A 23,624-nucleotide genomic window follows, 5' to 3' on the forward strand; every position below is an offset into this window, starting at 1 on the left:
ACACATAACCAAAAAGACTTTAGTCGTAATTAATTGATCAAGTACATTATAACGCTAAGCCCAAAAATCAGATATATTTGGGCTTATTTGTCATGCTTAATGATAAAAATAAATCGATACTACAAAATACTTAAACTTAAATTTAAACAAAAAGCAAAGCCAAATATCGCATTGTGCTTGACTTTACGTAGAAAAAAGAACGTCACATTTTTGCGACGTTCTTTTGGTTTCTATTGATATTATCCTAAAGTACGACTAATCCCAAAGACAGTTTTGAAGACACCGTTGGAAAGACCAGGAGTATCATAAATAATTGCTCTTAGAATAGGTGAATCCACAGTTTGTTGAATAAACCATTGATTCTGGAAAGCATCACACATAGAAAGAACTACATAAACAACGAAGTAGGCAGCAAATAAAGAAACTAGAGCTCCTAAAACATTATCTAATAAAGTGGTAAAGCCATGTTTGTTAGGATCCTTTTTTGGCAACCAACGCTTAAAAATTTTAACAATTTGTCGCCCAACAAACCAAATAATAAAGAAGGCGATAAAACGATAAATCATTAAATCAAGTGCTGAATTGGCAGTAGAAGTATTAGGATTAGCAAAGCGAGAATAAAGCCAATTTCCTAGTCCGTTTTGACCGAGGATCGCAATTGCAAAAACAATAGCACCGAAAATCAAATTAATAATGCGGCGTGAAAAACCAATTTGATAGCCCTTATAAACTTGATAGCCTAAATATAATAAAACTAAGATAGTAACAAGCATAAAAATTCTCCTTTGGCAATATTATAGCGAAATCTGGGACAAGTTTAAGTATTAAACTGTGAACTTTTGACGATTTTAAAAAAATAATTCATAATTAAAACGATAAACTCAATAAAATTGGGATTGTTAACTTCCCATATTTGCGGTAAATTAGAGTATGTGAAACATGGTTTCACGGGTGAAAAATGAATCCAGAAAATTTTATAAATGCTTTGACTGAAAAGGGTTTTGAACTTAGCTCAAAGCAAAAAGAACAATTTGCAATTTATTATCAAGAATTGGTTAAGACTAATAAAAAGGTTAATTTAACCAGAATTACTGATGAAAAAGATGTCTATCAAAAACATTTTTATGATAGTATGACCCCGGTTTTTGAATTTCCTGACCTTTTTAAAGGGGAAAAAAGTTTATGTGATGTAGGTGCCGGTGCAGGTTTTCCATCTTTACCAATTAAGATTCTTTGTCCAGAGTTAAAGGTTACAATAATCGATTCTTTGGGAAAAAGATTAAAGTTTCTCGAATCCTTAGTGGAGAAACTAGGTTTAACTGACATTACTTTGGTTCATAGTCGAGCAGAAGATGCAGGTCAAAACCCTGCTTTACGAGAAAAATTTGATTTAGTGACGGCACGCGCAGTTGCAAGAATGTCTGTTTTGGGAGAATACTGTTTACCTCTAGTAAAACTTGATGGTTATTTTATTGCCTTAAAAGGACCAAAAGCAGATGATGAATTAGCTAGTGCAAAAAAAGCAATTAAACTCTTGGGCGGTAAAACACAAAAGGTAGTTGAATTAACATTACCTAATAGCGATGATGAAAGAACTTTAATTTTAGTTAAAAAGCTAACTAAAACACCAAAAAAGTATCCACGTCAAGCTGGAACTCCAAATAAGAAACCACTTTAAAGAGTTTAACTGGGAGGAAAATTAGATGCCATTATTTTTTGGACATAAAAATAAAAATGAAGAAAATAAACAAGTTCAAGAGATTGAGATCGATCAAATTGTACCTAATCGTTATCAGCCAAGACGTACATTTAGTGAAGAATCAATTGCTGAGTTAGCACAAACTTTAAAAGAGCAAGGCTTACTCCAACCAATCATCTTACGCAAAGATAAACAAGAAGATGGTAAGTATGAGATTATTGCTGGTGAAAGACGTTTTCGGGCAGCACGTTCATTAGATTGGGCTAAAATTCCTGCGATTGTTGAAGATATGGACGATGCTAAGGTTGCTTCATTAGCATTAATTGAAAATTTACAACGTGAAGATCTTAATCCAATTGATGAGGCACAAGCTTATTTACAATTAATGAAGGTTAATGATTTAACCCAAACTGAATTAGCAAAACAAGTTGGTAAAACTCAATCTTATGTAGCAAATAAAATTCGTTTGTTACGGTTGACTCCCAAGGTACAAAGTTTTTTAGTTTCTAAAAAAATTACCCAACGTCATGGTCGTGCTTTGTTAAACTTAAATGAAGAAGATCAAGATCGTGCCGTAAGTGAAATCATTAAACGGGGGCTTACTGTTAAAGAAACAGAAGCAATGGTTGAAGACTTAGATGGTTATTTTGCTGCTTTAGCTGAAGCTGAGACGCAACCTGATGAGAAAAAGAAAGCCAAAAAAACTAAAAAGCAAATTATTAAGACCGGAAATGATTTTAAAGTTCAAGTTAATACTATTAAGCAAGCAATTAAAATGGCTAAAGAATCTGGATTAAAAGTCAAATATAAGGAAGACCAACAAAAAGATTCTTATAAGATTACAATTGAATTATTCAATAAAAATTAAGGAGCAATAATGGTTCAAATTATTTCTGTCGCCAATCAAAAAGGCGGCGTTGGAAAAACCACAACTACGATTAATTTAGGGGCAAGTATTGCTAAACATGGTTATAAAGTCTTAATTGTTGATATTGATCCACAAGGAAATGCTACTTCAGGATTAGGAGTAGAAAAATCTTCAGTGGATCAAGATGTTTATAATGTAATCATTGATGAAATTCCAATTTCAAAAACTATTCATCATAGTTCTACTAAAGACCTAGATATTGTGCCAGCTACAATTCAATTAGCTGGAGCAGAAATGGAATTAACATCTTTAATGGCAAGAGAGACACGATTAAAGCAAGGCCTTGATGAAGTAAGTGACCAATATGATTTTATCTTTATTGACTGCCCACCTTCACTAGGACAATTATCAATTAATGCTTTTACTGCATCTGACTCAATTCTGATTCCAGTTCAAAGTGAATATTATGCAATGGAAGGATTAAGTCAATTACTTAATACGATCCGTTTAGTTCAAAAACACTTTAATAAGGATCTTGATGTTGAAGGTATGCTGTTAACAATGCTAGATGCTCGGACAAATTTGGGTGCAGATGTTGTTAAAGAAGTTCAATCTTATTTCAGCAAAAAAGTTTATAAGACAATTATTCCTAGAATCACTAAGCTGGCAGAAGCTCCAAGTTATGGTCAAGCAATTACTGAATATGCACCGAGATCTCGTGGGGCAGAAGTTTATGATTCACTAGCAAAAGAGGTGTTAAAAGCTCATGGCAAGAAAGTCAAACGATGATAAAAAGAAGGGCTTAGGTAGAGGCTTGGGTAAGGGATTAGAAGCACTATTTGAAGATAGTCCTAAAATGAATGATGGTGAGGAAGTTAATGAACTTACCTTAACCGAAATTCGTCCTAACCCCTACCAACCTAGAAAAACTTTCGATGAAAAAAGCTTAAAAGAATTAGCCGAATCAATAAAAGAAAATGGTGTTTTCCAACCAATTATTGTACGAAAATCTGTCAACGGTTATGAAATCATTGCTGGTGAAAGACGTTTTCGTGCTTCTAAATTAGCAAATAAGACTACGATTCCTGCTATTATTCGTGATTTTGATGAAGCACAAATGATGGAAGTAGCAGTTCTAGAAAATTTGCAGCGTGAGGACCTTACGCCTTTAGAAGAAGCCCAAGCTTATGAAACTTTGCAAAAGAATCTTGGCTTAACTCAAGAAGAAGTTTCTAAACGTTTAGGAAAATCCCGTCCATATATTGCTAATTACTTACGCTTATTAACTTTACCCCAAAAAACAAAGCGTTTGCTTCAACATGGTGAACTTTCTATGGGACAGGCTAGAACACTTTTAGGATTAAAAAATAAAGATGAAATTGATGCACTAGCTAAAAAAGTTGTTAAAGAAGGAATAACAGTTCGTCAACTTGAAGCTTTAGTTAATCGTATTAATGAAAATAGCCTTTCACAACCAAAGCAAAAACGAATTAAGAAATCCGCATTTATTAGGGCTAGTGAAGATGAACTAAAAGGTAAATTTGGTACTAGCGTGAATATTACAGAAAATAAAAAGGGTAAGGGACATTTGGCAATCGATTTTTCTTCTGCGGAAGAATTAAACAGAATTTTGGATTTGCTAGGTGTTAATTTAGACAAATAATTTCCATATAACTATGTGAGGTGATTTTTCATGTATCATTTAGCTGATGTTGTACAAATGAAAAAACCACATGCATGTGGTGAAAATAAGTGGGAGATCTTGCGTCTAGGAGCAGATATCCGAATTAAGTGTATGGGATGTGGTCATATTGTAATGATGTCACGTGGTGATTTTAATAAACGATTGAAGAAACTCGTGACGATGGCCAATGACCCCAAAAATGAACAGCTGGAATACTATGTTCCAAAAGATAAAATTATCGTACCTCATTTTGATTAAGTAAAAATTAAGGAGAAGACAATGGCATTAACTGCTGGTATTGTTGGCTTACCAAATGTTGGTAAATCAACATTGTTTAACGCAATCACTAAAGCTGGAGCGGAAATGGCTAATTATCCATTTGCAACTATTGAACCCAACGTAGGAATGGTTGAAGTTCCGGACCAACGTTTAGCAAGAATTCAAGAATTAATTCCTGCTAAGAAGATCGTTCATACTACTTTTGAATTTACTGATATTGCCGGTTTGGTAAAGGGTGCTTCAAAGGGTGAAGGTTTAGGTAATAAATTCTTAGAAAATATTCGTCAAACTGATGCAATTGTGCATGTTGTACGTGCTTTTGATGATGACAATATCACTTCCGTTACTGGTAAAGTTGACCCAGAAGAAGATATTAATACGATTAATTTAGAATTAGCAATTGCCGATTTAGATGCCGTGAACCGTCGTATTGGAAAAGTACAAAAAGTTGCTCAACAAGGTGATAAAGAAGCAAAAGCTGAAATGGCTGTTTTAGAAAAATTAAAGCCAGTGCTTGAAGAAGGAAAAGCTGCACGTTCAATTGACTTTAATGACGATGAACAAAAGATAGTTAAGGGATTATTCTTACTAACTTCTAAACCAGTTATTTATGTAGCTAACATTGCCGAAGATTCAATGGCAGATCCAGAAAGTGATAAGTACTTCCAAATCGTTAAAAAACACGCCGAAAGTGAAAATGCTGAGGCCTTAGGAATTTCTGCTGCTACTGAAGAAGAAATTGCAGCTATGGATGATGATGAGAGAAAAGAATTCTTAGAAATGGAAGGCGTAGAAGAGTCTGGATTGGATCGCTTGATCAAAGCTGCTTACCACATTCTTGGTTTAAGAACTTTCTTTACTGCGGGTGGCCCAGAAACACGTGCTTGGACTTTCCATCAGGGGATGAAAGCTCCACAAGTTGCTGGTGTTATTCACTCAGACTTTGAACGTGGTTTTATCCGGGCCGAAGTAGTTTCATTTGATGATTTGAATGAATTAGAAACTATGCAAAAAGTAAAAGAAGCTGGGAAATTACGTCTTGAAGGTAAAGATTATGTCGTCGAAGACGGTGATATTATTGAATTTAGATTCAATGTTTAGGAGTTTAGGCTTTTATGAGTGAAAATAAAAAGGATCAAAATCAAGCTGCTGAAGAAGTAAAAAATGATAAAGTTGAACAAGAAGAATTAAAAAAGCAATCAAAGCAGGCTGCACATGAAGAAGCAATCAAAAATACTGATCCCCAAGAATTGCGTAAACAATTAACTAATAAAAATTCAGATTATGTATTTAGATTGCAAAAGGCTTTACTTGAAAATGAAAATATTGCTAATGATCAAGTAGAGCCAGCAATTGATTCGATTTTACCTGAGATGGTTATTGCTCAACAAAAAGGAATTCCTGCTAGCACACTTTATAAGATGTCGCCAACGGAAAAAGCAATTGAGTTAACTCATCCTAAACCTAAGGTAGTTACTCAAAAGTTTGGTTTGCAAGTAATAGACAACATTCTTTTATACTTGGCATTATTTGCCGGCTTGTATGGTTTTGTCCAACTTGTTTCAAAAACACCTAGTGGTGCTGAATTAGGAGTAGTAACTTTATTAGTTTTAGTTGTTGGTTTAGGTTACATGATGGCATATTATAATCGCTGGATTGTTACACCAAAAGATAAAAGAATGGGAACTGGTAAAATGATTTTAATTGGAGTTGCGATTCTGATTATAATGTTCCTTTGGGTAACTGCCACAAGTATGCCAGGACTAAGAAGCCTTAATCCACCGCTTAATCCATGGGTAGAGATAGTGATAGCAGTAATTGCCTTTGGAGTACGCTATTACTTGAGACGTAAATATAATATTATTGATCCAGTAAGACAAGCTCGTCTCCAACAACAAAATAAAAAGTAATATTGATAATGATATTTAATTAAAAGTAGTTTAAAATAACAATTAAAAGCTTTTATCTTGAAATAGACTGACGCTTCGGCGTCTTTTTATTTTAGATTCAATTAATAAGGGGAGAAATTAATGATTTCTACATTACGAAAATCGATTCGACAATACAAAGGCTTGTCAATTGCAGCTCCCATTCTGGTTTCTGGTGAAGTTATCGTTGAAATGCTGATTCCATATTTGGTAGGTATTTTAATTGACCAAGGAATTATGAAGGGAGATATGAATGCCATTGTTAAATGGGGAATAATCCTCTTTTGCCTTACTATTTTTGCGGTGGCATGCGGTATTGGAAGTAGTTATAGTGCTACTCATGCAGCGGCTGGTTTTGCAGCTAATTTAAGACAAGATATGTTTGATAACATTCAAGAATTTTCTTTTTCTAACATTGATAAATTCTCAAGTTCAAGTTTAGTTACACGTTTAACTACTGATGTAACAAATGTGCAAATGGCATATCAAATGATTATTAGATTTGCTGTTCGAGCACCAATGATGTTAGTTGTGGCTATCGTAATGTCAGTCATTATTAGTCCGCGCTTATCACTGATTTTTGTAGTTATCGCACCTATTTTTGCGATTATCTTAGCCTTATTAATTAGAAGTGCTTATCCATACTTCCCTAAAATTTTTAAGGGATATGACAAATTAAATCAGGATGTCAGAGAAAATGTGCGTGGTATTCGTGAAGTAAAGACTTACGTTCAAGAAAAACCACAAATTGAAAATTTTGAGAAGTCTACTGGATTAATTTACAAATTATTCTCAACTGCCCAAAAAATCATGTCGCTTAATGCAGTAACCGTTATGGTAGTTTTAAATGTATCTACCTTAGCTATTGCTTGGTTTGGTGCTAAGGAAATAATTGGTCATACTTTACAAACTGGTCAATTAGTTTCGATGTTTACTTATTCAAATTCAATTTTATTCGCTTTGAATATGATTGCTATGATTATTACCCAGTTAGTTATTTCTGGAGCAAGTGGACAAAGAATTACTAAAGTTCTTCAAGAAAAACCCACAATTACTAATCCTAAGAATCCAATTGAAGAAATTGAAAACGGTGAAATCAACTTTAAGAATGTTGATTTTAAATATGCACCTGATGATAAAAATTTTGCTTTAAAAGATATTAATTTGCATATTAAGTCTGGTGAGACAATTGGAATTATTGGTGAAACCGGATCATCTAAATCAACTTTAGTTTCTTTGATTCCACGCTTATATGATGCAACTTCTGGTGAAGTGGAAGTCGCCGGCCATAATGTAAAAGATTACGATTTAAATGTTCTTCGTGACAAAGTAGCGATGGTCCTGCAAAAGAATGTGCTTTTTACAGGTACCATTAAAGAAAACTTGATGTGGGGTAATGAACACGCAACTGATGAAGAAATAGTGCGTGCAGCTAAAATTGCTCATGCTGATGGATTTATTAGAGAACTACCAGATGGTTATGAGACGCAAATTACTCAAGGCGGAAATAATGTTTCTGGTGGACAAAAGCAACGTTTAACAATTGCTCGGGCCTTATTAAAGAATCCGAAAATTTTGATTCTTGATGATTCTATGTCTGCTGTTGATACTAGTACTGAACGTGAAATTCGTCATGCTTTGGTCAATGATATGCCTAATACGACAAAAATCATTATTTCTCAACGTATTGTTTCTATTAAAGATGCAGATCATATCATCGTCATGGATAAAGGTCGAATTCAAGCAATTGGTACTAATGATGAATTAATGAAGACAAATGAACTTTATAGTTCAATTGCAAAATTCCAAGAAGAAAAGTAGGTGAATTAGTTTTGGATCAAGCAAAAGAGAAACCTCAATTAAAGGGTAAAAGAGGTAAAGTTTTAGGTCGTTTATTAAAATTAGTTTTTACTACTAGTCCTTGGATGCTAGTTGTCTCTATTATTGGAATAATTTTATCAGCAGCAGCTAGTGTTATTGGTTCATTATTTATTGAAAAATTAATTGATACCTATATCACTCCTCTGCTCCATGAAAAAGCACCTAATTATCAACCTCTACTTTATGCAATTTGTGTAATGTTAGGAATCTTTATTATTGGTTGGATTGCTAACTATTTGTTTACTGTTTTAATGGCAATTTTGGCACAAAAAGTTCAGTATAACGTACGTAATAAGATGTTTACCCACATGGAATCTTTGCCAATCCCTTATTTTGATCAAAATGAATATGGGGATATCATGAGTAGATATACTAACGATATTGATACTCTTCAACAAATGATTTCGCAGTCAATTCCTCAATTTATGAATTCGCTGTTAACCTTAGTATTTGTGGTTGTAGCAATGTTTACATTGAGCTGGCAATTGACAATTTTGTCCTTCTTCATCTTTGCCTTATCCTTTGGTGTAGTTAGATTCTTAACTATAAGATCTAGCCGTTACTTTAAAATCCAACAGGAAAAGATGGGTGAGTTAAATGGTTATGATGAAGAAATGCTTAATGGTCTAAAGGTAATTAAGATTTTTTCTCATGAACCTGAAGCAAAGGAAGGTTTTCAAAAGTATAACGATCAGTTGCGAATTGCTTCTGGTAATGCGAATGCGTATGCTAATGTGCTATTTCCAATTATGGGGAGCATCGGAAACTTACTTTATGTCTTAGTCGCTTTTGTAGGTGGTGCTGCAGCAATTAATGGTTGGGCTCCACTTACTCTAGGAGCAATTGCATCTTTCTTACAATTATCAAGACAATTTAGTATGCCTATTTCCCAGATATCGCAACAACTAAACTCAATAGTGATGGCTTTGGCGGGTGCAGATCGAATCTTTGAATTAGAAGATGAGCCTTCAGAAGTTGATAATGGTGATGTAACTATTTGGCGTAATCCAGATAAGAAACATGAGTTTGATTGGGTGGTTCCAGAAAAGGATGGTCAAAATAAAAAGGTACCTATTAAGGGACATATTATTTTTGATCACGTAAACTTCTCATATGTACCAGGACATCAAATTTTATATGACATCAATATTAATGCCAAACCAGGAATGAAAGTGGCTTTAGTTGGTGAAACAGGTGCTGGAAAAACTACTATTTCCAATATGTTGAACCGATTTTATCAAATTCAATCAGGTAAAATCACTTATGACGGGGTACCAATTTCACAAATCAAATTAGATGATTTACGTCATTCTTTATCAATTGTTTTACAAGAAACACACCTATTCAGTGGAACAATTAAAGATAATATTCGATTTAGTAAACCTGATGCCACTGATGAAGAAGTACGTGAAGCAGCTCGATTATCTCGAGCCGCAGAATTTATTGAAAATCTTGCTGATGGTTATGATACTGTCATTGATGGCGATGGTGGCGATTTATCACAAGGACAAATGCAATTAATTAGTATTGCACGTGCGATGCTCGCTGATGAACCAGTAATGATTTTAGATGAAGCGACTTCAAGTATTGATACTAGAACTGAAAGAATGGTTCAAGAGGGTATGGATAACTTGTTAAAAGGGCGTACAAGTTTTGTTATTGCCCACCGTTTATCAACGATTGTAAACTCTGATTTAATCCTTGTACTTGATCATGGTCATATTATTGAACGTGGTTCTCATGAAGAATTACTTAAAGAAAAGGGTTATTACTACGAGCTATATACTGGCAAAAAAGAATTACAATAATTAAAAGCACTAAACTCAAAAAAGTTTAGTGCTTTTTTATGACTTTATTAAGGATCGAGTTATAAGTAAAACTTTTATATAAATAAGGGTAAAATAGTTCTAAATATAAAATGTATAATATAAAGTGTAAAAAATAAAAAATACAGGAGAGGAATTCTCTATGAAAGTCTTAGTTGTTGATGACGATAAAGAAATCGTTGAACTTTTAAATATTTATCTTAAAAATGAAGGTTATGAACCAGTAAGTGCATATTCAGGTAAAGAAGCTTTAACTAAATTATCTACTAATCCTGATATTGCATGTATGATTTTGGATATTATGATGCCTCAAATGTCAGGAATTGATGTAATTAAGGAAGTCAGAAAAGATTCAGAAATTCCTATTTTAGTTGTATCGGCTAAATCAGGAGATATGGATAAAATTCAAGGCTTAATTACTGGTGCAGATGACTATGTGGTAAAACCATTCAACCCATTAGAAGTAATGGCTCGTGTGCGTTCATTACTTCGTCGTAGTCAAAAAGAAGTTAAGAGCGATGAACCAGATATTTTAGAAGTAGGTCCTTTGGTTATTAATAAGGATTCTCACGAAGTAAAAACGGTAGACGGTACACCAATTCAATTAACTGCGTTAGAATTTGGCATTCTCTATATGCTTGCCAGTCATCCTAATCGAGTATTTTCAGCAGATGAGATCTTTGAACGTGTTTGGCAACAAGAGTCAGTTGTATCTGCAAAAACCGTTATGGTTCATGTGTCTCATTTAAGAGATAAAATCCAAAAAGCTACAAATGGTGAAGAAGTTATTCAAACCGTTTGGGGCGTAGGGTACAAAATAGAAGCCTAAGAAAGCTATGAAAAAACAAAAGGTTAAATTAACTGGTCGTGAAAAAAGCGAATTATTTGGTGAAGCGTTAGTAACGATAGTATTATTACTTCTTTTAAATTTATCAATAGTAATTTTACTTAATTTAGCTGTGATGAATGATCCTCACTTAGAAAATAATATTTTCTTTCTCAAAAAAAATATTACCTTATGGAATGGATCACATCTTTGGTCCTGGCAACGTGGGTTTATAGTAATTTTAATTATTTTTGATGTGATTATTCTTTGGTGGCGTTTGATTAGACGTTATCACCAAATGCAATTACGTCATGTAATTGATGAATTGCATTATATTGCCGATGGACATCTAGATCACCGAATTCCTTTTACTGTAAAAACAGATTTACAAAAGGTTATTGATTCGATTAATGCTCTGGTAGAGAGTACTGTAGCCGCAATGGAAGAAGAACGACAAATTGAAAAATCAAAAGATGATTTGATTACTAATGTGTCGCATGATATTCGTACACCGCTAACTTCAATCATTGGGTATCTTGGACTACTAAAATATCAAAATGATCTAAGCCAAGATAACAAAAAATATATTTCGATTGCCTATGATAAATCTTTGCAAATGAAGGCGCTAGCTGATGATTTATTTGAATATACTACCTTAAAATCTTCTAATAAGAGTAAGTTGGTTTTAGCACCTCTTCATATTAATTCAATGCTTGAACAAGTAGCGGCAGGCTTTGAACTAGAAGCAGAAAATAAGAATATTGAATTTAATGTAGAAACTAGGCCGCATGATTTAACAATTGAAGCGGATGCAAAGAAATTGGTTCGAGTTTTAAATAATTTAATTTCTAATGCTCTTAAGTATGGTAATGGGGCAAGTAGAATTAACTTAATTGCTAATAAAGTGAATAATCAGTATGTTGAATTACGTGTTGAAAATAATGGTGAAAAAATTCCTGAGGCTGCACTTAAGTCGATTTTTGAACGTTTCTATCGTGTAGAATCTTCACGGAATCTTCAAACTGGTGGCGCTGGTTTAGGATTAGCAATTTCCCAAAACATAGTTGAGTTACATGGGGGAACAATTACTTGTAAATCAGATGATAGTTGGACTAGTTTTATCATTCGATTGCCACTCAATTCTCCCCAGGAATAATAGCGTGTGCTATAATTTAGGCTGAATAGATTTGATTATAGGAGAAAAAATGACTGAATCTAGCATTTCATTAAATACTTGTATTTTAATTTTAAAGGAACATCACTTACTTAAATCTAGTGCTGTTCAAGACGCAGTACCCACAAAATTAGATTATATTTCTTATGATTCACGTGATATTAAGACTAATACGCTATTTTTCTGTAAGGGACAAGCTTTTAGACCAACTTATTTATCAATGGCTAAGGATAATGGAGCAGTATGTTATGTAGCTGAACAACCTTATCCTGAAGGTAAAGGAATGCATGCTTTAATTGTTAGAGATGTATCTAAGGCAATGGCCTTACTTTCTGCTGCCTTCTATGGCTTTCCGCAAGATGATTTATATGTTGTGGCGTTTACTGGTACCAAGGGGAAGACTACATCTGCTTACTTTTTAAAGGGGATGTTAGATGAAGTTAATGGGGGTCGAACAGCATTAATTTCATCAGTAGATGATGTTGTGGGACCTAAACCAGAAGACCGTTTTAAGTCGAGTTTAACCACACCGGAATCTCTTGATTTATTCCGTGACATGCGGACTGCCGTTGATAATGGCATGACTCACTTAGTAATGGAAGTATCTTCTCAAGCTTATAAAAAGAATCGTGTTTTTGGTTTAACTTATGATTTAGGTTTCTTTTTAAATATTACTCCAGATCATATTGGACCAAATGAACATCCTAATTTTGCAGATTATTTACACTGTAAATTACAATTAATGGTAAACTCGCGTAAATGTATTATTAATGCTATGACTGATCATTTCGACGACGTTTATGCGGCAGCTACTACTACGACTAACCCAGATAGTATTTATTTATTTGCAGATAATAAATTTGAAAATCCAAATTTAGATAAAACAATTGATTTCCGCTTTGAATCTATTGAGACTGACATGGCTGAAACTAAGTTTAAGCTTTTCTGTGAATCACCAATGGCTAAGAAATTACCAATCGCAGGTGAATATACTTTACAAATGATTGGTGATTTTAATGAAATCAATGGGACTGCTGCAATTATTGGAGCAGGTCTTGCAGGTGAGGATTATCAAGAAGCTGCCAAAGGAATTCGTCATGTCACAATTCCTGGTAGAATGGAGACTCTTCCTTCTGATAATCACGGTACAGTAGTGGTGGATTATGCTCATAATAAAGCCTCAATGATGGCATTAATGGGCTTTATGAAGAAAGAATTTAATAATCCAAAGATTATTGTTGTGGTTGGAGCACCAGGAGATAAAGGTGTATCTCGTCGTCCTGGATTTAGTGAAAGTTTAAGTGCTTATGCTGACAAGGCATTTTTAACGACTGATGATCCAGGCTTTGAAGATCCTAAAGATATTGCAGATGAAATTGATGCCGGTATTGATCATTCAAAAGTTGATGTAACGATTGAATTAGATCGTGAAAAGGCCATTCATGATGCAATTGCCATGGCTGGTAAAAATGACATTGTATTAATTTGTGGTAAGGGTGCTGATCCATATCAAAAGATTCGTGGTGTTGATACTCCTTATCCAACAGATATCAAAGTTGCTGAAAGAGTTATTAAAGAACTTGAAGGTAATAAAGATTAGTAAGGAATAATTATGAAGCATTTCTTCTCAATTATTGGTGGAATGGGAACAATTGCTACTGAAAGCTATGTTCGATTAATTAATCATCGTGTAAAAATTTCAAAAGATCAAGATTACTTAAATTATAGTTTAGTTAATGATGCACAGGTGCCAGATCGAACAGCTTATATTAAAGATCATTCTAAACCCAATTTCTTTTATGATTTAAAAGATGATATCGAGGGCCAAGATAAGTTGCATCCTGATTTTATGGTAATGGTCTGCAATACTGCCCACTATTTTTATGATGATTTGGCCGCATTAACTGATGTACCATTTTTACATATGATGCGTATTGCAGTGCATAACTTTGTTGATAATTATCCCAATGAAGAAAAAATTGGCTTAATTGCTACTGAAGGTTCAATCTATGATCATCTTTATGCAGATGAATTAGAAAAAGTAGGTAAACAAGTTGAATTAGGTGGTCCTGAAATTCAACCAATGGTAAATGAGTTAATCTATGACAATATTAAAGAAAAAGGTGTTGTAGATAAGAAACTTTACCATAAGATTTTGCAAACAATGCATGATAAGTATGGGTGCAATGTAGTTTTACTGGGCTGTACTGAATTATCGTTAGCTCAAGAAAAGGCTCCCGATCATCCTTATAATGTAATTGATCCTCAGTCAATAATTGCTGATGTTTCAATTGAACTCGCTTTAAAGATTCGCAATGGAATGGATCCTAAAGAAGCAACCAAAAAATATTTATATAAATAATAATTAAGAAGATTTGACTTAATGCGCAAATCTTCTTTTTTTGATTAAGAGTGACGAATTTTGAAGAAAAATGACTAAATTTGATTGCTTTTTAAAATGTAAGCGGTTATCATATTGATAGAGGTGGAAAGTGATGCTGACTGAAAAACGCCAACAGACAATTGCCGCTTATATTAAAGATAAAGACATTTGTCGAGTTGCAGAATTATGTAAGTTGACGAATTCATCGGAATCAACCATCCGACGAGATTTAATTGATTTGGAAGAGCGAGGCATGATCGTTAGAATACACGGTGGTGCCCGTTCACTTCAAAATTATTCTCGTGATGTAGAACAACAAGTAAGATTTAATTTAAATATTGATAAAAAGCGACAAATTGCTGCATATGCTGTAAAAAAAGTTAATCCTGACGAACATATTTTTTTAGATGCAGGGACAACTGTTTATGAGATGATACCTTTTTTGAAAGAAATTCCAAATTTACACATTATTACTAATGGTGTAGATACAGCATTAGCCTGTATTGAAGCAGGGATTTCAACGCAAATTCTAGGTGGAGAAATTAAACAGCAAACTAATGCGATAATTGGAGTAACAACTATTAAGCAAATGCAAAAAATGAATTTTTCAACTGCTTTTATTGGTGCGAATGGTCTTAATCGACAAGGTAAATTTACTACCCCTGATCCCAATGAAGCTGATGTAAAACAAACGGGAATTATTCAAGCTAAGAAAAGTTTTATTTTGATGGATGATTCCAAGATTGGTAATTCTAATTTTGCAAGTTTAGCTAATACAGAAAATGCAGTTTTGATTACTAATCAATTAACAAATGAGGAAAAACTTCAATTACCAGAGAAGTTACATTTTGAGGAGGCAATAGCATGATTTATACAGTTACAGTTAATCCGGCTTTGGATTATGTAATGCAATTAAAAGAAGTAAAATCCGGTGAAGTTAATCGAACAGATGATTGTCAATTTTTAGCCGGTGGAAAAGGAATTAACGTTTCACAAATTCTTAATCAACTTAGTGTAGATAATACTGCTTGGGGATTTGTCGGTGGTTTTACCGGTAAAGAATTAGTACGTCAATTAAATGTCAAAAAAATTGTTAGTGATTTTGTGACAATTAGTGATGATACTCGTGTAAATGTTAAGATTCATGCTCAAAAAGAAACTGAAATTAACGCAGCTGGACCAAAAATTGATGCGCAAGAAATCGCTGCGTTTAAAGCTCGTCTAGATGATTTAAATGCTGGTGATATTGTTGTTTTAAGTGGTAGTTTAGCTCCAAGTTTACCAACTGACTTTTACGAAGAATTATTACCAACCATTAAAGAAAATGGTGCAGAATTTGCTATTGATACTACTGGTCAAGCTTTATTAGACACTTTGAAGTATAAGCCTTTAGTTATTAAACCAAATCACCACGAATTAGCCGATTTATTTAACACTACTTTTGCCAATAAAGAAGAATTATTGGATGCAGCCAAAAAGTTAATGGATATGGGCGCTCAAAATGTAATGATTTCAATGGCAGGTGATGGTGGTTATTTAATCACTAAGGATCATATTTATCATGGCACAGCTGCTAAGGGAATCGCAGTTAACTCTGTAGGTGCTGGTGATTCAATGATTGCAGGCTTTGTGGGAACTTATTACAAGACGCAAGATCCTGTTGAAGCCTTTAGAGTAGGTATGGCTTGTGGTGGCGCTACTGCTTTTACTGAAGACATTGCGGTAAAGAGTCAAATTGATACTGTTTTACCGCAAATAAAAGTTGAAGAAGTACAATAGAAAGTTAATTATTTATCAAGAAAGGGAAAAAGATGAAAATTGAGGATCTTTTAAGTCCTGATTTAATGATTATGGACCTTAAAGCTACAACTCAAAAAGAAGCTATTAAAGAAATGGCTGATTTGGAAGTAGCTCAAGGGATTGTAAACAATGAAGATGAATTCATTAAATCAATCTGGGCTCGTGAAAATGAATCAACTACAGGAATTGGTGAAGGAATTGCAATGCCACACGCACGTAATAAGTATATTAACCGTGCTGCAGTTTTATTTGCAAAAAGTCCTAAGGGTATTGATTATAATGCTTTAGATGGGCAACCTGTTCACTTATTCTTTATGATTACTGCACCAGCTGGTGCTGATAATACTCACTTACAAGCATTGGCAAAATTATCTAGTTTATTGATTAATCCTGATGTTGTTAATGCTTTGAAAGCTGCTAAATCACCAGAGGAAGTTATCGACATCTTCAAATTAGCTGAAGCTGAAAAAGATGCGCAAGATAAAGCTGATGCTGAAGCTAGAAAAGCAGCTGCTGAAAAGAAAGATGATACACCTGCAGATAAAAAGAAGCCATTAATTGTTGGGGTTACTGCATGTATTAACGGGATTGCCCACACTTACATGGCTCAAGAAGCTTTAATTAAAGCTGGTAAAAAGATGGGGGTGGATGTCCGCATTGAAACTAATGGTTCTGAAGGTGTTAAAGATAAATTAACTCCTGAAGAAATTAAGGAAGCTAAAGGTGTTATCATTGCTTCTGATAAAAAAGTTGATATGCCACGTTTCAACGGTAAAGAAGTCGTAATGAAACCAGTTGTTGATGGTATTAATCACCCTAAGGAATTAATTGAAGATATCTTAGAAAATAAAGCACCTATTTATCATGCAGATAGCAGCGCTTCAAGTTCTGATGATGCTGGTAAAGAAAAACAGGGTGTTTGGGCAACGATTTACAAACATCTAATGAGTGGTATTAGCCACATGTTACCATTCATCATTGGGGGTGGTATCTTAATGGCCATTTCCTTCATTGTTGAAAACTACATGGCAGGTGGTGCTAAAAATCCCGCCTTTATTTTCTTAAACAATGCAGGTAACATGGCATTTGCCTTCATGGTTCCAGTTTTAGCTGCTTATATCGCTGAATCAATTGGTGATTTACCGGCCTTGATGCCTGGTTTTGTTGGTGGTTTCATGGCTACCGTTTATGGAGGAGCTTATGGTGGTACTTATACAGCTAGTGTAATGGGTGCTAAGACCGCTTCTCCATCAGGATTCTTAGGTGGACTTGCTGCTGGTTTCTTAGCAGGTTACATTATGGTCTTACTTAAGAAGATCTTTGCTAAGTTGCCAAAATCAGTTGAAGGTATGAAGCCAATGCTAATTTACCCAATCTTGGGATTATTGATTATTGCATTATTGATGTACTACATCATTAACCCAATTTTCTCAGGTATCAACTTAGCAATTACTCATTTCTTAAACAGTATGGGTACTGCTAACTTAGCAATCTTGACTACTGTACTTGCAGCCATGATGGCTATTGATATGGGTGGTCCTTTCAACAAGGCTGCATACGTATTTGCATCAGGTGCATTTGCTAACGATCCCAAATCTGTTACTGCTGCTATTTTAATGGCCGCCGTTATGGTAGGTGGGATGGTTCCACCATTTGCAACTGCTATTGGTACTGCCTTCTTTAAGAATAAGTACACTAAAGAAGAACGTCGTGCAGGTGTTTCAAACTGGGTATTAGGATTTTCATTCATTACTGAAGGTGCAATTCCATTTGCTGTAGCCGACCCTGGTCGTGTAATTCCTTCATGTATGATTGGTTCAGGTATTGCTGGTGCGTTGGTAGGAATCTGGCATGTTGGTGTTCCAGCACCTCACGGTGGATTCTGGGTATCACCACTTGCAACTAATATCTGGGGTTACTTCCTATCAGTTATTATCGGTTCGATTTTAGCTGGTGTGATTATGAGTCTTTGGAAGAAACCTGTCTCAGAAGATCCAGATGAATAAAAAGATAATTTTATTAAAAACGTACTTCTTTAGAAGTACGTTTTTTGTGTAGGAAACTAGGTTTTTAAGCACTTTTTTAGTATAGTGGAGGTAAGAAAAGCTGCAATTAGAAATTGAGGATATCAAATGATAAAATTAATTGCTACTGATATGGATGGTACGTGGTTAAAGGCAGATAAAACCTATGATCATGAACTATTTAAAAAAGATTTTAAGTTAATGCAGGATAATAATGTTAAATTTGTAATTGCTAGTGGCAACCAATATAAAAATATTTTTGCTCGTTTTCCTGAACAAGCTAGTGAACAAATGTATTTTATCGCTGAAAATGGTGCCTTGGTAGCACATGGACGCGATATTTTAAAAGTAGTAAGTTTGAGTAAGGAATTATATGAGCAAATTATAAAAATTACCCATGAATATTCTTATCCAGTAATTGTCTCAGGTGTAAAAAGTGCTTATATTTTAAAATCATCAGGATCAAAGTTTTATGATTCGATGAGTCGTTTTTATCGAAAAATAAAGATAGTTAATAATTGGGATGAGATTGATGATCAAATTTTCAAAGTTAGTTTGATTATTCCGGAAAAGGAAATGCCAGCGGTTTTAGTAGAACTTGAACAAAAGTATCCACAGGTTGGTTTTGTGGCTGGAGGATATGATTCAATTGATCTTTCAGCACCTGATGTTACCAAAGCCTTAGGATTAGAATTTTTAAGTAAAAAATTAAATATTGCACCGGCCGAAATGGTTGCTTTTGGTGATAGTGGTAATGATGTAGCTATGCTGAAATATGTTGGTAAGAGTTATGTCACTAGCACGGCTTTGCAAAGTGCCAAAGATGCTGCAGATACCGTAATTGGGTCTAGCCAAGACAGTAGTGTTCAAAAAGAAATTATAAAATTACTTGAAAAATAAGGATACATAAATTATAATGATCGGTTAATTATTTGGATTAACTGATCATTTTAATTTAAATCTAGAATTTATTTAAAGGAATTATGTAATGAATAAAAGTAGTAAAGTTAAGATTTATACTTTAATTGCCATTTTGGTAATTATTTTAACTGGTTGTTCAAAAACAAAAAAACAAAATGATAAGATTAGTATAGTTACTTCTACTAATATTTACTCTAATATTGCGGCTAATATTGTTGGTAAATACGGAAAAGCGACACCCATTATCAAGAATAGTGCGACAGATCCCCATGATTTTGAACCAACTACAGCAGATGCAAAAATTGTTGATCAAGCTGATATCGTAGTAGCCAATGGCTTAGGTTATGATAGCTGGATGAATAATTTGGCAAGTGCTTCTAATAAAAAGGTTGAACTTGTTGGTGAAAACCTAATGCATTTAAAAAAGGGTGATAATCCACATATTTGGTATGATTTAAACATGCCAGTAAAGTATGTTAGGTATCTTGAACGACAACTTATAAAAATTGATCCTAAACACAAAAACTATTATCAACAAAATGCGACCAACTATCTTGCTGAATTAGATAAAATTAAGTTAATTGTTCGTGGAATTAATGGAAAAAATAGTAAATCTGTTTTTGTAAGTGAACCAGTTTTTGATTATGCTTTAGAAGAAGCAAATTATAAAATTGGCGATCGTGATTTTGAAGAGGCAATAGAAAACGATACGGATCCAAGTCCAAGGGTTATTAATCAAATGACCACAGCGATTAAAAAGCGTAAAATTGCATTTTTTGTTAATAATGAACAAGCGACTAGTTCAACGGTAAATGGTTTTATTAAACAGGCAAAAGAAAAAGAAATTCCAATTTTAAATGTTAGAGAAACAATGCCTCCAAATATATCGTATTTACAATGGATGAGACAAAATTATACTAATTTGGCCAATGTAGCTAAAGAAAGTAGTTAATCTAACAAACGTAATGAAAGAGGTACGATTTGAAAGATATTTTAAATGTTAAAAATTTATCAATGAAATTTGATAATAAAGTGATTTTTAAAAATGTAAATTTTAAATTAAAAGAAGGATCAATGACGGCTCTTTTAGGTCCTAATGGTGCCGGAAAGACTACCCTAATCAGGATTTTAATGAATTTACTTGACCCAACTGAGGGAGTTTTTAAGTTTGATAAAGAAATTAGGTTAGGATATGTACCGCAATTTAGAAACATTGATGAAGATTATCCTTTATCAATTAAGGCTTTTGTTGGGTTAAATGCACCTACTATCAAAACAAAAAGAATTAAAGATCATATTAAACATGAGCTAGAAGAAACCAATCTTTTAGAAATTCAGAATACAAGAATGGGAAAAGCTTCTGGTGGCCAAAAGCAGCGCGCATATTTGGCACAAGCCTTATTAGATAACCCCAATATGATTATCCTTGATGAAGCAACGGCTAGCTTGGATCCACGTGCAAAAGAAGAATTAATGAATTTATTAAAGCATCTTAATGAGAAACATCAAATGACCGTGTTATTTGTGACTCATGATCTCCCTTTAGCAAAGAAATATATGAAAGAGTATTTATACTTAAATCATCAAACAGCTGAACAAGGGAAAATGCAAGACTTTAAGGGGGATTACGAATAATGTTTCAATTTGAATTTATGCGTTATGCCTTTTTAGCTTCAACCTTTATCGCAATTACTTGTGGTGTAGTAGGAATTTATGTGGTTTCACGTAACTTTAGTTTCTTGGCACATACTCTATCTGAAATCGGGTTTGCTGGAGCAGCCTTTGCGGTCTTTATGGGAATTGCGCCGCTTTGGGGGATGCTCTTATTCACCTTACTTGGCTCAGTTAGTGTAGGTGAATTAACAACCCGCAGTGATCAAAAGGAATCATCTATTAGTGCAATTTCAGCCTTATTTATTGGCTTAGGTGTCTTGTTTTTAGCTATTTCTGGCTCCAATAGTCGCTATGCTACCAACATTTTATTTGGAAGTATTATTGGGGTTGATCATACTGGAGTAGTACAATTAGTTGCCTTGTCGATAATTGTATTGTTACTTATTTTCTTAGTTCAACGTCCCTTAAATTTTGATTCTTTCGATCATATTGGTGCACAAGCTCATGGAGTAAAAAGTGGAGTTGTTGGGGTGATTTTTTTAGTTGCTTTAGCAATGTCAGTATCAATTGGATCGCAAATTGTTGGTTCTTTATTGGTATTTATTTTGTTAACCTTGCCAGCATCAACTGCTAAGTATTTAGGAAGAACAATTGGATCAATGATGATCTGGTCAATTGTAATTGCGTTAATCGGTGTTTGGGCCGGGCTTTATTTAGGCTTTTTGACCAATTGGCCAGTTACTTTCTTTATTGCAATTATTGAAGTTGCAATTTACTTAGGAACATATTTCTTTAATTTATTCCGTAATTCGTTTAATTAAAAATAAAAATGGAAAGAGTTTATTAGCTCTTTCCATTTTTTTATCTTTAATTCTTAATTTGGTCGATAAGTTTTTCAAATTCAGTTAAACGAGTTTCGAATGTAGCAAAAGCATCTTCTAAATAGTCAACTTTAGTCATATCAACGCCAGCCTTTTTCATAATTTCAGTTGGATAATCACTTGAACCAGACTTTAAGAAATTAATATATGCTTGGATTTGGTCTGGAGTACCGTGAACAATATTATTGGCTAAGGCAGTTGCTGCCGCAAAACCAGTAGCATATTGGTAAACATAAAAGTTATAGTAAAAATGAGGAATACGAGACCATTCTAAGGCGATCTCGCCACCAGGTTCAACACTATTGCCATAATAGCGTTGATTTAGTTGACCATAGAAATCATCTAAAACTTGAGCAGTTAATGGTTCACCTTTTGCATCTGTTTCATGGATAAATTGTTCAAATTCCGCGAATTGAGTTTGACGGAATAAAGTTCCTTTAAATGAGTCAAGATAGTGGTTTAAAATAAAAGCTCTAGTTTTAGGATCAGTTTCTTTATCTAAGAAATATTCAGTTAAAATATTTTCATTAGTAGTTGAGGCAATCTCTGCTACAAAAATTGGATAGTCACCATAAATAAAAGGTTGAGTATGACGTGTGTACCAAGAATGCACCGAGTGACCTGTTTCATGAACTAATGTAAATAAAGAATCCAGATTGTTTTCCCAATTTAATAGTTCATAAGGATCTGTATCGTAAGAACCGCCGGAATAAGCCCCAGTTACCTTATTTTGTGATTCAACTACATCAATTACCCGATTATTAAATATGTAGTCTACATGATTAAGGTAGTCTTCGCCTAAAGGACGCAAGGCCTGTCTTGCTTCTTTCTTAGCTTCTTCAAAAGTATAAGATAATGCTGGTTGACCTGTTAAAGGAACGTACATATCGTACATTTGTAAGTCTGATAAGTTTAAAATTTTCTTTCGTAAAGATACATAGCGGTGAAGTAAATCTAAGTGATTATTAACTACTTTAATTAAATTATCGTAAACAATAGTAGGAACATTATTTTTACTTAAAGCAGCTTCGCGTGCTGAATTATATTTATGCATTTTTGCATCAAAATTATGTTGCTTAGTTGTACCGGCTAAAGTAGAAGCTAGTGAATTTTCAAATTGACCATATGCTTCATACATAGTGGTAAAGGCATTTTTTCTAACATTGCGATCTTGGGATTGAATCAAAATAGAATAAAGCCCATCAGATAGTTGGACCATTTCCCCATTATTATCTTGGGTAAAACCAAATTGCATATCTGAATTGGTTAGGACATTAAAAGTATTAGCGGAACTTTCCAAAGCATTTTGCGCAGAAGCAATAATTTTTTCTTGTGCTGCAGGTAAAGTGTGAGGCCGCTTATTTGTGACCGTCTCTAAACGATGAGCATATTTTTTTAATCTAGGTTCATCTTTAATAAATTGGGTTAAAGTTTCGTCTGAAATACTCAAGATTTCTGGATCTACAAAAGCTGTTGCCGACGCAAAATCACCCAATAATGTCTGTGCTTTAGCAACATAGCCTAAATAATGACTATTACTTGTATCGACATCACTAGACATAGTGGCATAAACATAGACTTTTTCTAGTTTACGTTCAATATCTAAAATTTTTGTGATACCTTCATATAGATTCTTTCCTGATTGAACTAAATTTTCCTTTAATTGATTAAGCTTTGGAATCTCTATACTAACAGTTTGGTATTCTTTTTCCCAAGCTTCATCATTTTCAAACACTCGACTCAAATCCCATTTTAAATTTTGATCTACTTTATCTCTAGTTGGAAGTGTCATTAAAATCCTTCTCTCTTATATATTTGATTTTACTAATAATTATA

The 23,624-nt window shown here is 33.8% G+C and carries 22 protein-coding genes; 20 read left to right on the top strand and 2 right to left on the bottom strand.

Translation table 11 applies throughout. The features are described from left to right. Positions 1-239 precede the first annotated feature (239 nt). A complete protein-coding gene (locus tag LrDSM24759_RS00005; RefSeq protein WP_117117296.1) occupies positions 240-773 on the bottom strand; it encodes a CvpA family protein in 534 nt (177 codons plus the stop codon). A 185-nt stretch (positions 774-958) separates the two neighbouring features. Here LrDSM24759_RS00005 and rsmG point away from each other — a divergent pair, with 185 nt between their 5' ends. The 20 genes from rsmG to LrDSM24759_RS00105 all read left to right on the top strand — a co-directional run bounded on the left by rsmG (position 959) and on the right by LrDSM24759_RS00105 (position 21,728). Next, complete coding sequence (gene rsmG / locus LrDSM24759_RS00010; protein WP_117117297.1) at positions 959-1,678, top strand: 16S rRNA (guanine(527)-N(7))-methyltransferase RsmG; 720 nt, start codon at positions 959-961, stop codon at positions 1,676-1,678. Between the two features lie 25 nt (positions 1,679-1,703). Next, a complete protein-coding gene (gene noc, locus LrDSM24759_RS00015) occupies positions 1,704-2,567 on the top strand; it encodes a nucleoid occlusion protein (protein WP_117117298.1) in 864 nt (287 codons plus the stop codon). A 9-nt stretch (positions 2,568-2,576) separates the two neighbouring features. Next, positions 2,577-3,356 carry a ParA family protein gene (locus tag LrDSM24759_RS00020; RefSeq protein ID WP_117117299.1) on the top strand — a complete coding sequence of 260 codons (780 nt, stop codon included), beginning with the start codon at positions 2,577-2,579 and terminating at the stop codon, positions 3,354-3,356. Next, positions 3,334-4,230: a ParB/RepB/Spo0J family partition protein gene (locus tag LrDSM24759_RS00025; RefSeq protein WP_117117300.1), complete on the top strand. Its 897-nt coding sequence runs from the start codon at positions 3,334-3,336 to the stop codon at positions 4,228-4,230. Before LrDSM24759_RS00020 ends, LrDSM24759_RS00025 begins: the two co-directional genes overlap by 23 nt. Positions 4,231-4,260: 30 nt before the next feature. Then, the gene (locus LrDSM24759_RS00030; RefSeq protein WP_117117301.1) at positions 4,261-4,509 is read left to right on the top strand and encodes a DUF951 domain-containing protein; all 249 of its coding nucleotides are present in this window, start codon (positions 4,261-4,263) and stop codon (positions 4,507-4,509) included. 21 nt (positions 4,510-4,530) lie between these two features. Then, entirely contained in the window at positions 4,531-5,631 is a 1,101-nt protein-coding gene (ychF, locus tag LrDSM24759_RS00035; RefSeq protein ID WP_117117302.1) for a redox-regulated ATPase YchF, read from the top strand. Positions 5,632-5,645: 14 nt separating this feature from the next. Next, a complete protein-coding gene (locus tag LrDSM24759_RS00040; protein ID WP_117117303.1) occupies positions 5,646-6,440 on the top strand; it encodes a DUF1129 family protein in 795 nt (264 codons plus the stop codon). A 120-nt stretch (positions 6,441-6,560) separates the two neighbouring features. Continuing rightward, positions 6,561-8,279: an ABC transporter ATP-binding protein gene (locus LrDSM24759_RS00045; RefSeq protein ID WP_117117304.1), complete on the top strand. Its 1,719-nt coding sequence runs from the start codon at positions 6,561-6,563 to the stop codon at positions 8,277-8,279. 11 nt (positions 8,280-8,290) lie between these two features. Next, positions 8,291-10,147, top strand: a complete 1,857-nt coding sequence (locus LrDSM24759_RS00050; protein ID WP_117117305.1) for an ABC transporter ATP-binding protein — start codon at positions 8,291-8,293, stop codon at positions 10,145-10,147. A 160-nt stretch (positions 10,148-10,307) separates the two neighbouring features. Further along, on the top strand, positions 10,308-10,994 hold the full coding sequence (locus LrDSM24759_RS00055; RefSeq protein ID WP_117117306.1) for a response regulator transcription factor: 687 nt from the start codon (positions 10,308-10,310) through the stop codon (positions 10,992-10,994). 7 nt (positions 10,995-11,001) lie between these two features. Next, positions 11,002-12,147 (top strand): sensor histidine kinase, encoded by a 1,146-nt coding sequence (locus tag LrDSM24759_RS00060; protein WP_117117307.1) that lies wholly within the window; start codon positions 11,002-11,004, stop codon positions 12,145-12,147. 49 nt (positions 12,148-12,196) lie between these two features. Beyond that, positions 12,197-13,765, top strand: a complete 1,569-nt coding sequence (locus tag LrDSM24759_RS00065) for a UDP-N-acetylmuramoyl-L-alanyl-D-glutamate--2,6-diaminopimelate ligase (RefSeq protein ID WP_117117308.1) — start codon at positions 12,197-12,199, stop codon at positions 13,763-13,765. A 12-nt stretch (positions 13,766-13,777) separates the two neighbouring features. Then, positions 13,778-14,527 carry an aspartate/glutamate racemase family protein gene (locus LrDSM24759_RS00070; protein WP_117117309.1) on the top strand — a complete coding sequence of 250 codons (750 nt, stop codon included), beginning with the start codon at positions 13,778-13,780 and terminating at the stop codon, positions 14,525-14,527. Positions 14,528-14,660: 133 nt separating this feature from the next. Continuing rightward, complete coding sequence (locus tag LrDSM24759_RS00075; protein WP_117117310.1) at positions 14,661-15,416, top strand: DeoR/GlpR family DNA-binding transcription regulator; 756 nt, start codon at positions 14,661-14,663, stop codon at positions 15,414-15,416. After that, positions 15,413-16,327 carry a 1-phosphofructokinase gene (gene pfkB, locus LrDSM24759_RS00080; protein WP_117117311.1) on the top strand — a complete coding sequence of 305 codons (915 nt, stop codon included), beginning with the start codon at positions 15,413-15,415 and terminating at the stop codon, positions 16,325-16,327. Before LrDSM24759_RS00075 ends, pfkB begins: the two co-directional genes overlap by 4 nt. Positions 16,328-16,359: 32 nt before the next feature. Further along, on the top strand, positions 16,360-18,354 hold the full coding sequence (locus tag LrDSM24759_RS00085) for a PTS fructose transporter subunit IIABC (RefSeq protein ID WP_117117312.1): 1,995 nt from the start codon (positions 16,360-16,362) through the stop codon (positions 18,352-18,354). A gap of 126 nt (positions 18,355-18,480) precedes the next feature. Further along, positions 18,481-19,272 carry a Cof-type HAD-IIB family hydrolase gene (locus LrDSM24759_RS00090; protein WP_117117313.1) on the top strand — a complete coding sequence of 264 codons (792 nt, stop codon included), beginning with the start codon at positions 18,481-18,483 and terminating at the stop codon, positions 19,270-19,272. Between the two features lie 88 nt (positions 19,273-19,360). Then, positions 19,361-20,245: a metal ABC transporter solute-binding protein, Zn/Mn family gene (locus LrDSM24759_RS00095; RefSeq protein ID WP_117117314.1), complete on the top strand. Its 885-nt coding sequence runs from the start codon at positions 19,361-19,363 to the stop codon at positions 20,243-20,245. Between the two features lie 62 nt (positions 20,246-20,307). Beyond that, on the top strand, positions 20,308-20,928 hold the full coding sequence (locus LrDSM24759_RS00100) for a metal ABC transporter ATP-binding protein (RefSeq protein WP_117117686.1): 621 nt from the start codon (positions 20,308-20,310) through the stop codon (positions 20,926-20,928). Further along, positions 20,928-21,728, top strand: a complete 801-nt coding sequence (locus LrDSM24759_RS00105) for a metal ABC transporter permease (RefSeq protein WP_117117315.1) — start codon at positions 20,928-20,930, stop codon at positions 21,726-21,728. The genes LrDSM24759_RS00100 and LrDSM24759_RS00105 overlap by 1 nt, the downstream gene beginning before the upstream one ends. A gap of 46 nt (positions 21,729-21,774) precedes the next feature. Here the strand turns inward: LrDSM24759_RS00105 and pepF are convergent, their stop codons facing one another. Then, positions 21,775-23,580 (bottom strand): oligoendopeptidase F, encoded by a 1,806-nt coding sequence (pepF, locus tag LrDSM24759_RS00110; protein WP_117117316.1) that lies wholly within the window; start codon positions 23,578-23,580, stop codon positions 21,775-21,777. Between the last annotated feature and the right edge of the window lie 44 nt (positions 23,581-23,624).

Source organism: Lactobacillus rodentium, assembly GCF_003423665.1.
In the GTDB taxonomy this organism is placed as follows: Bacteria; Bacillota; Bacilli; order Lactobacillales; family Lactobacillaceae; genus Lactobacillus; species Lactobacillus rodentium.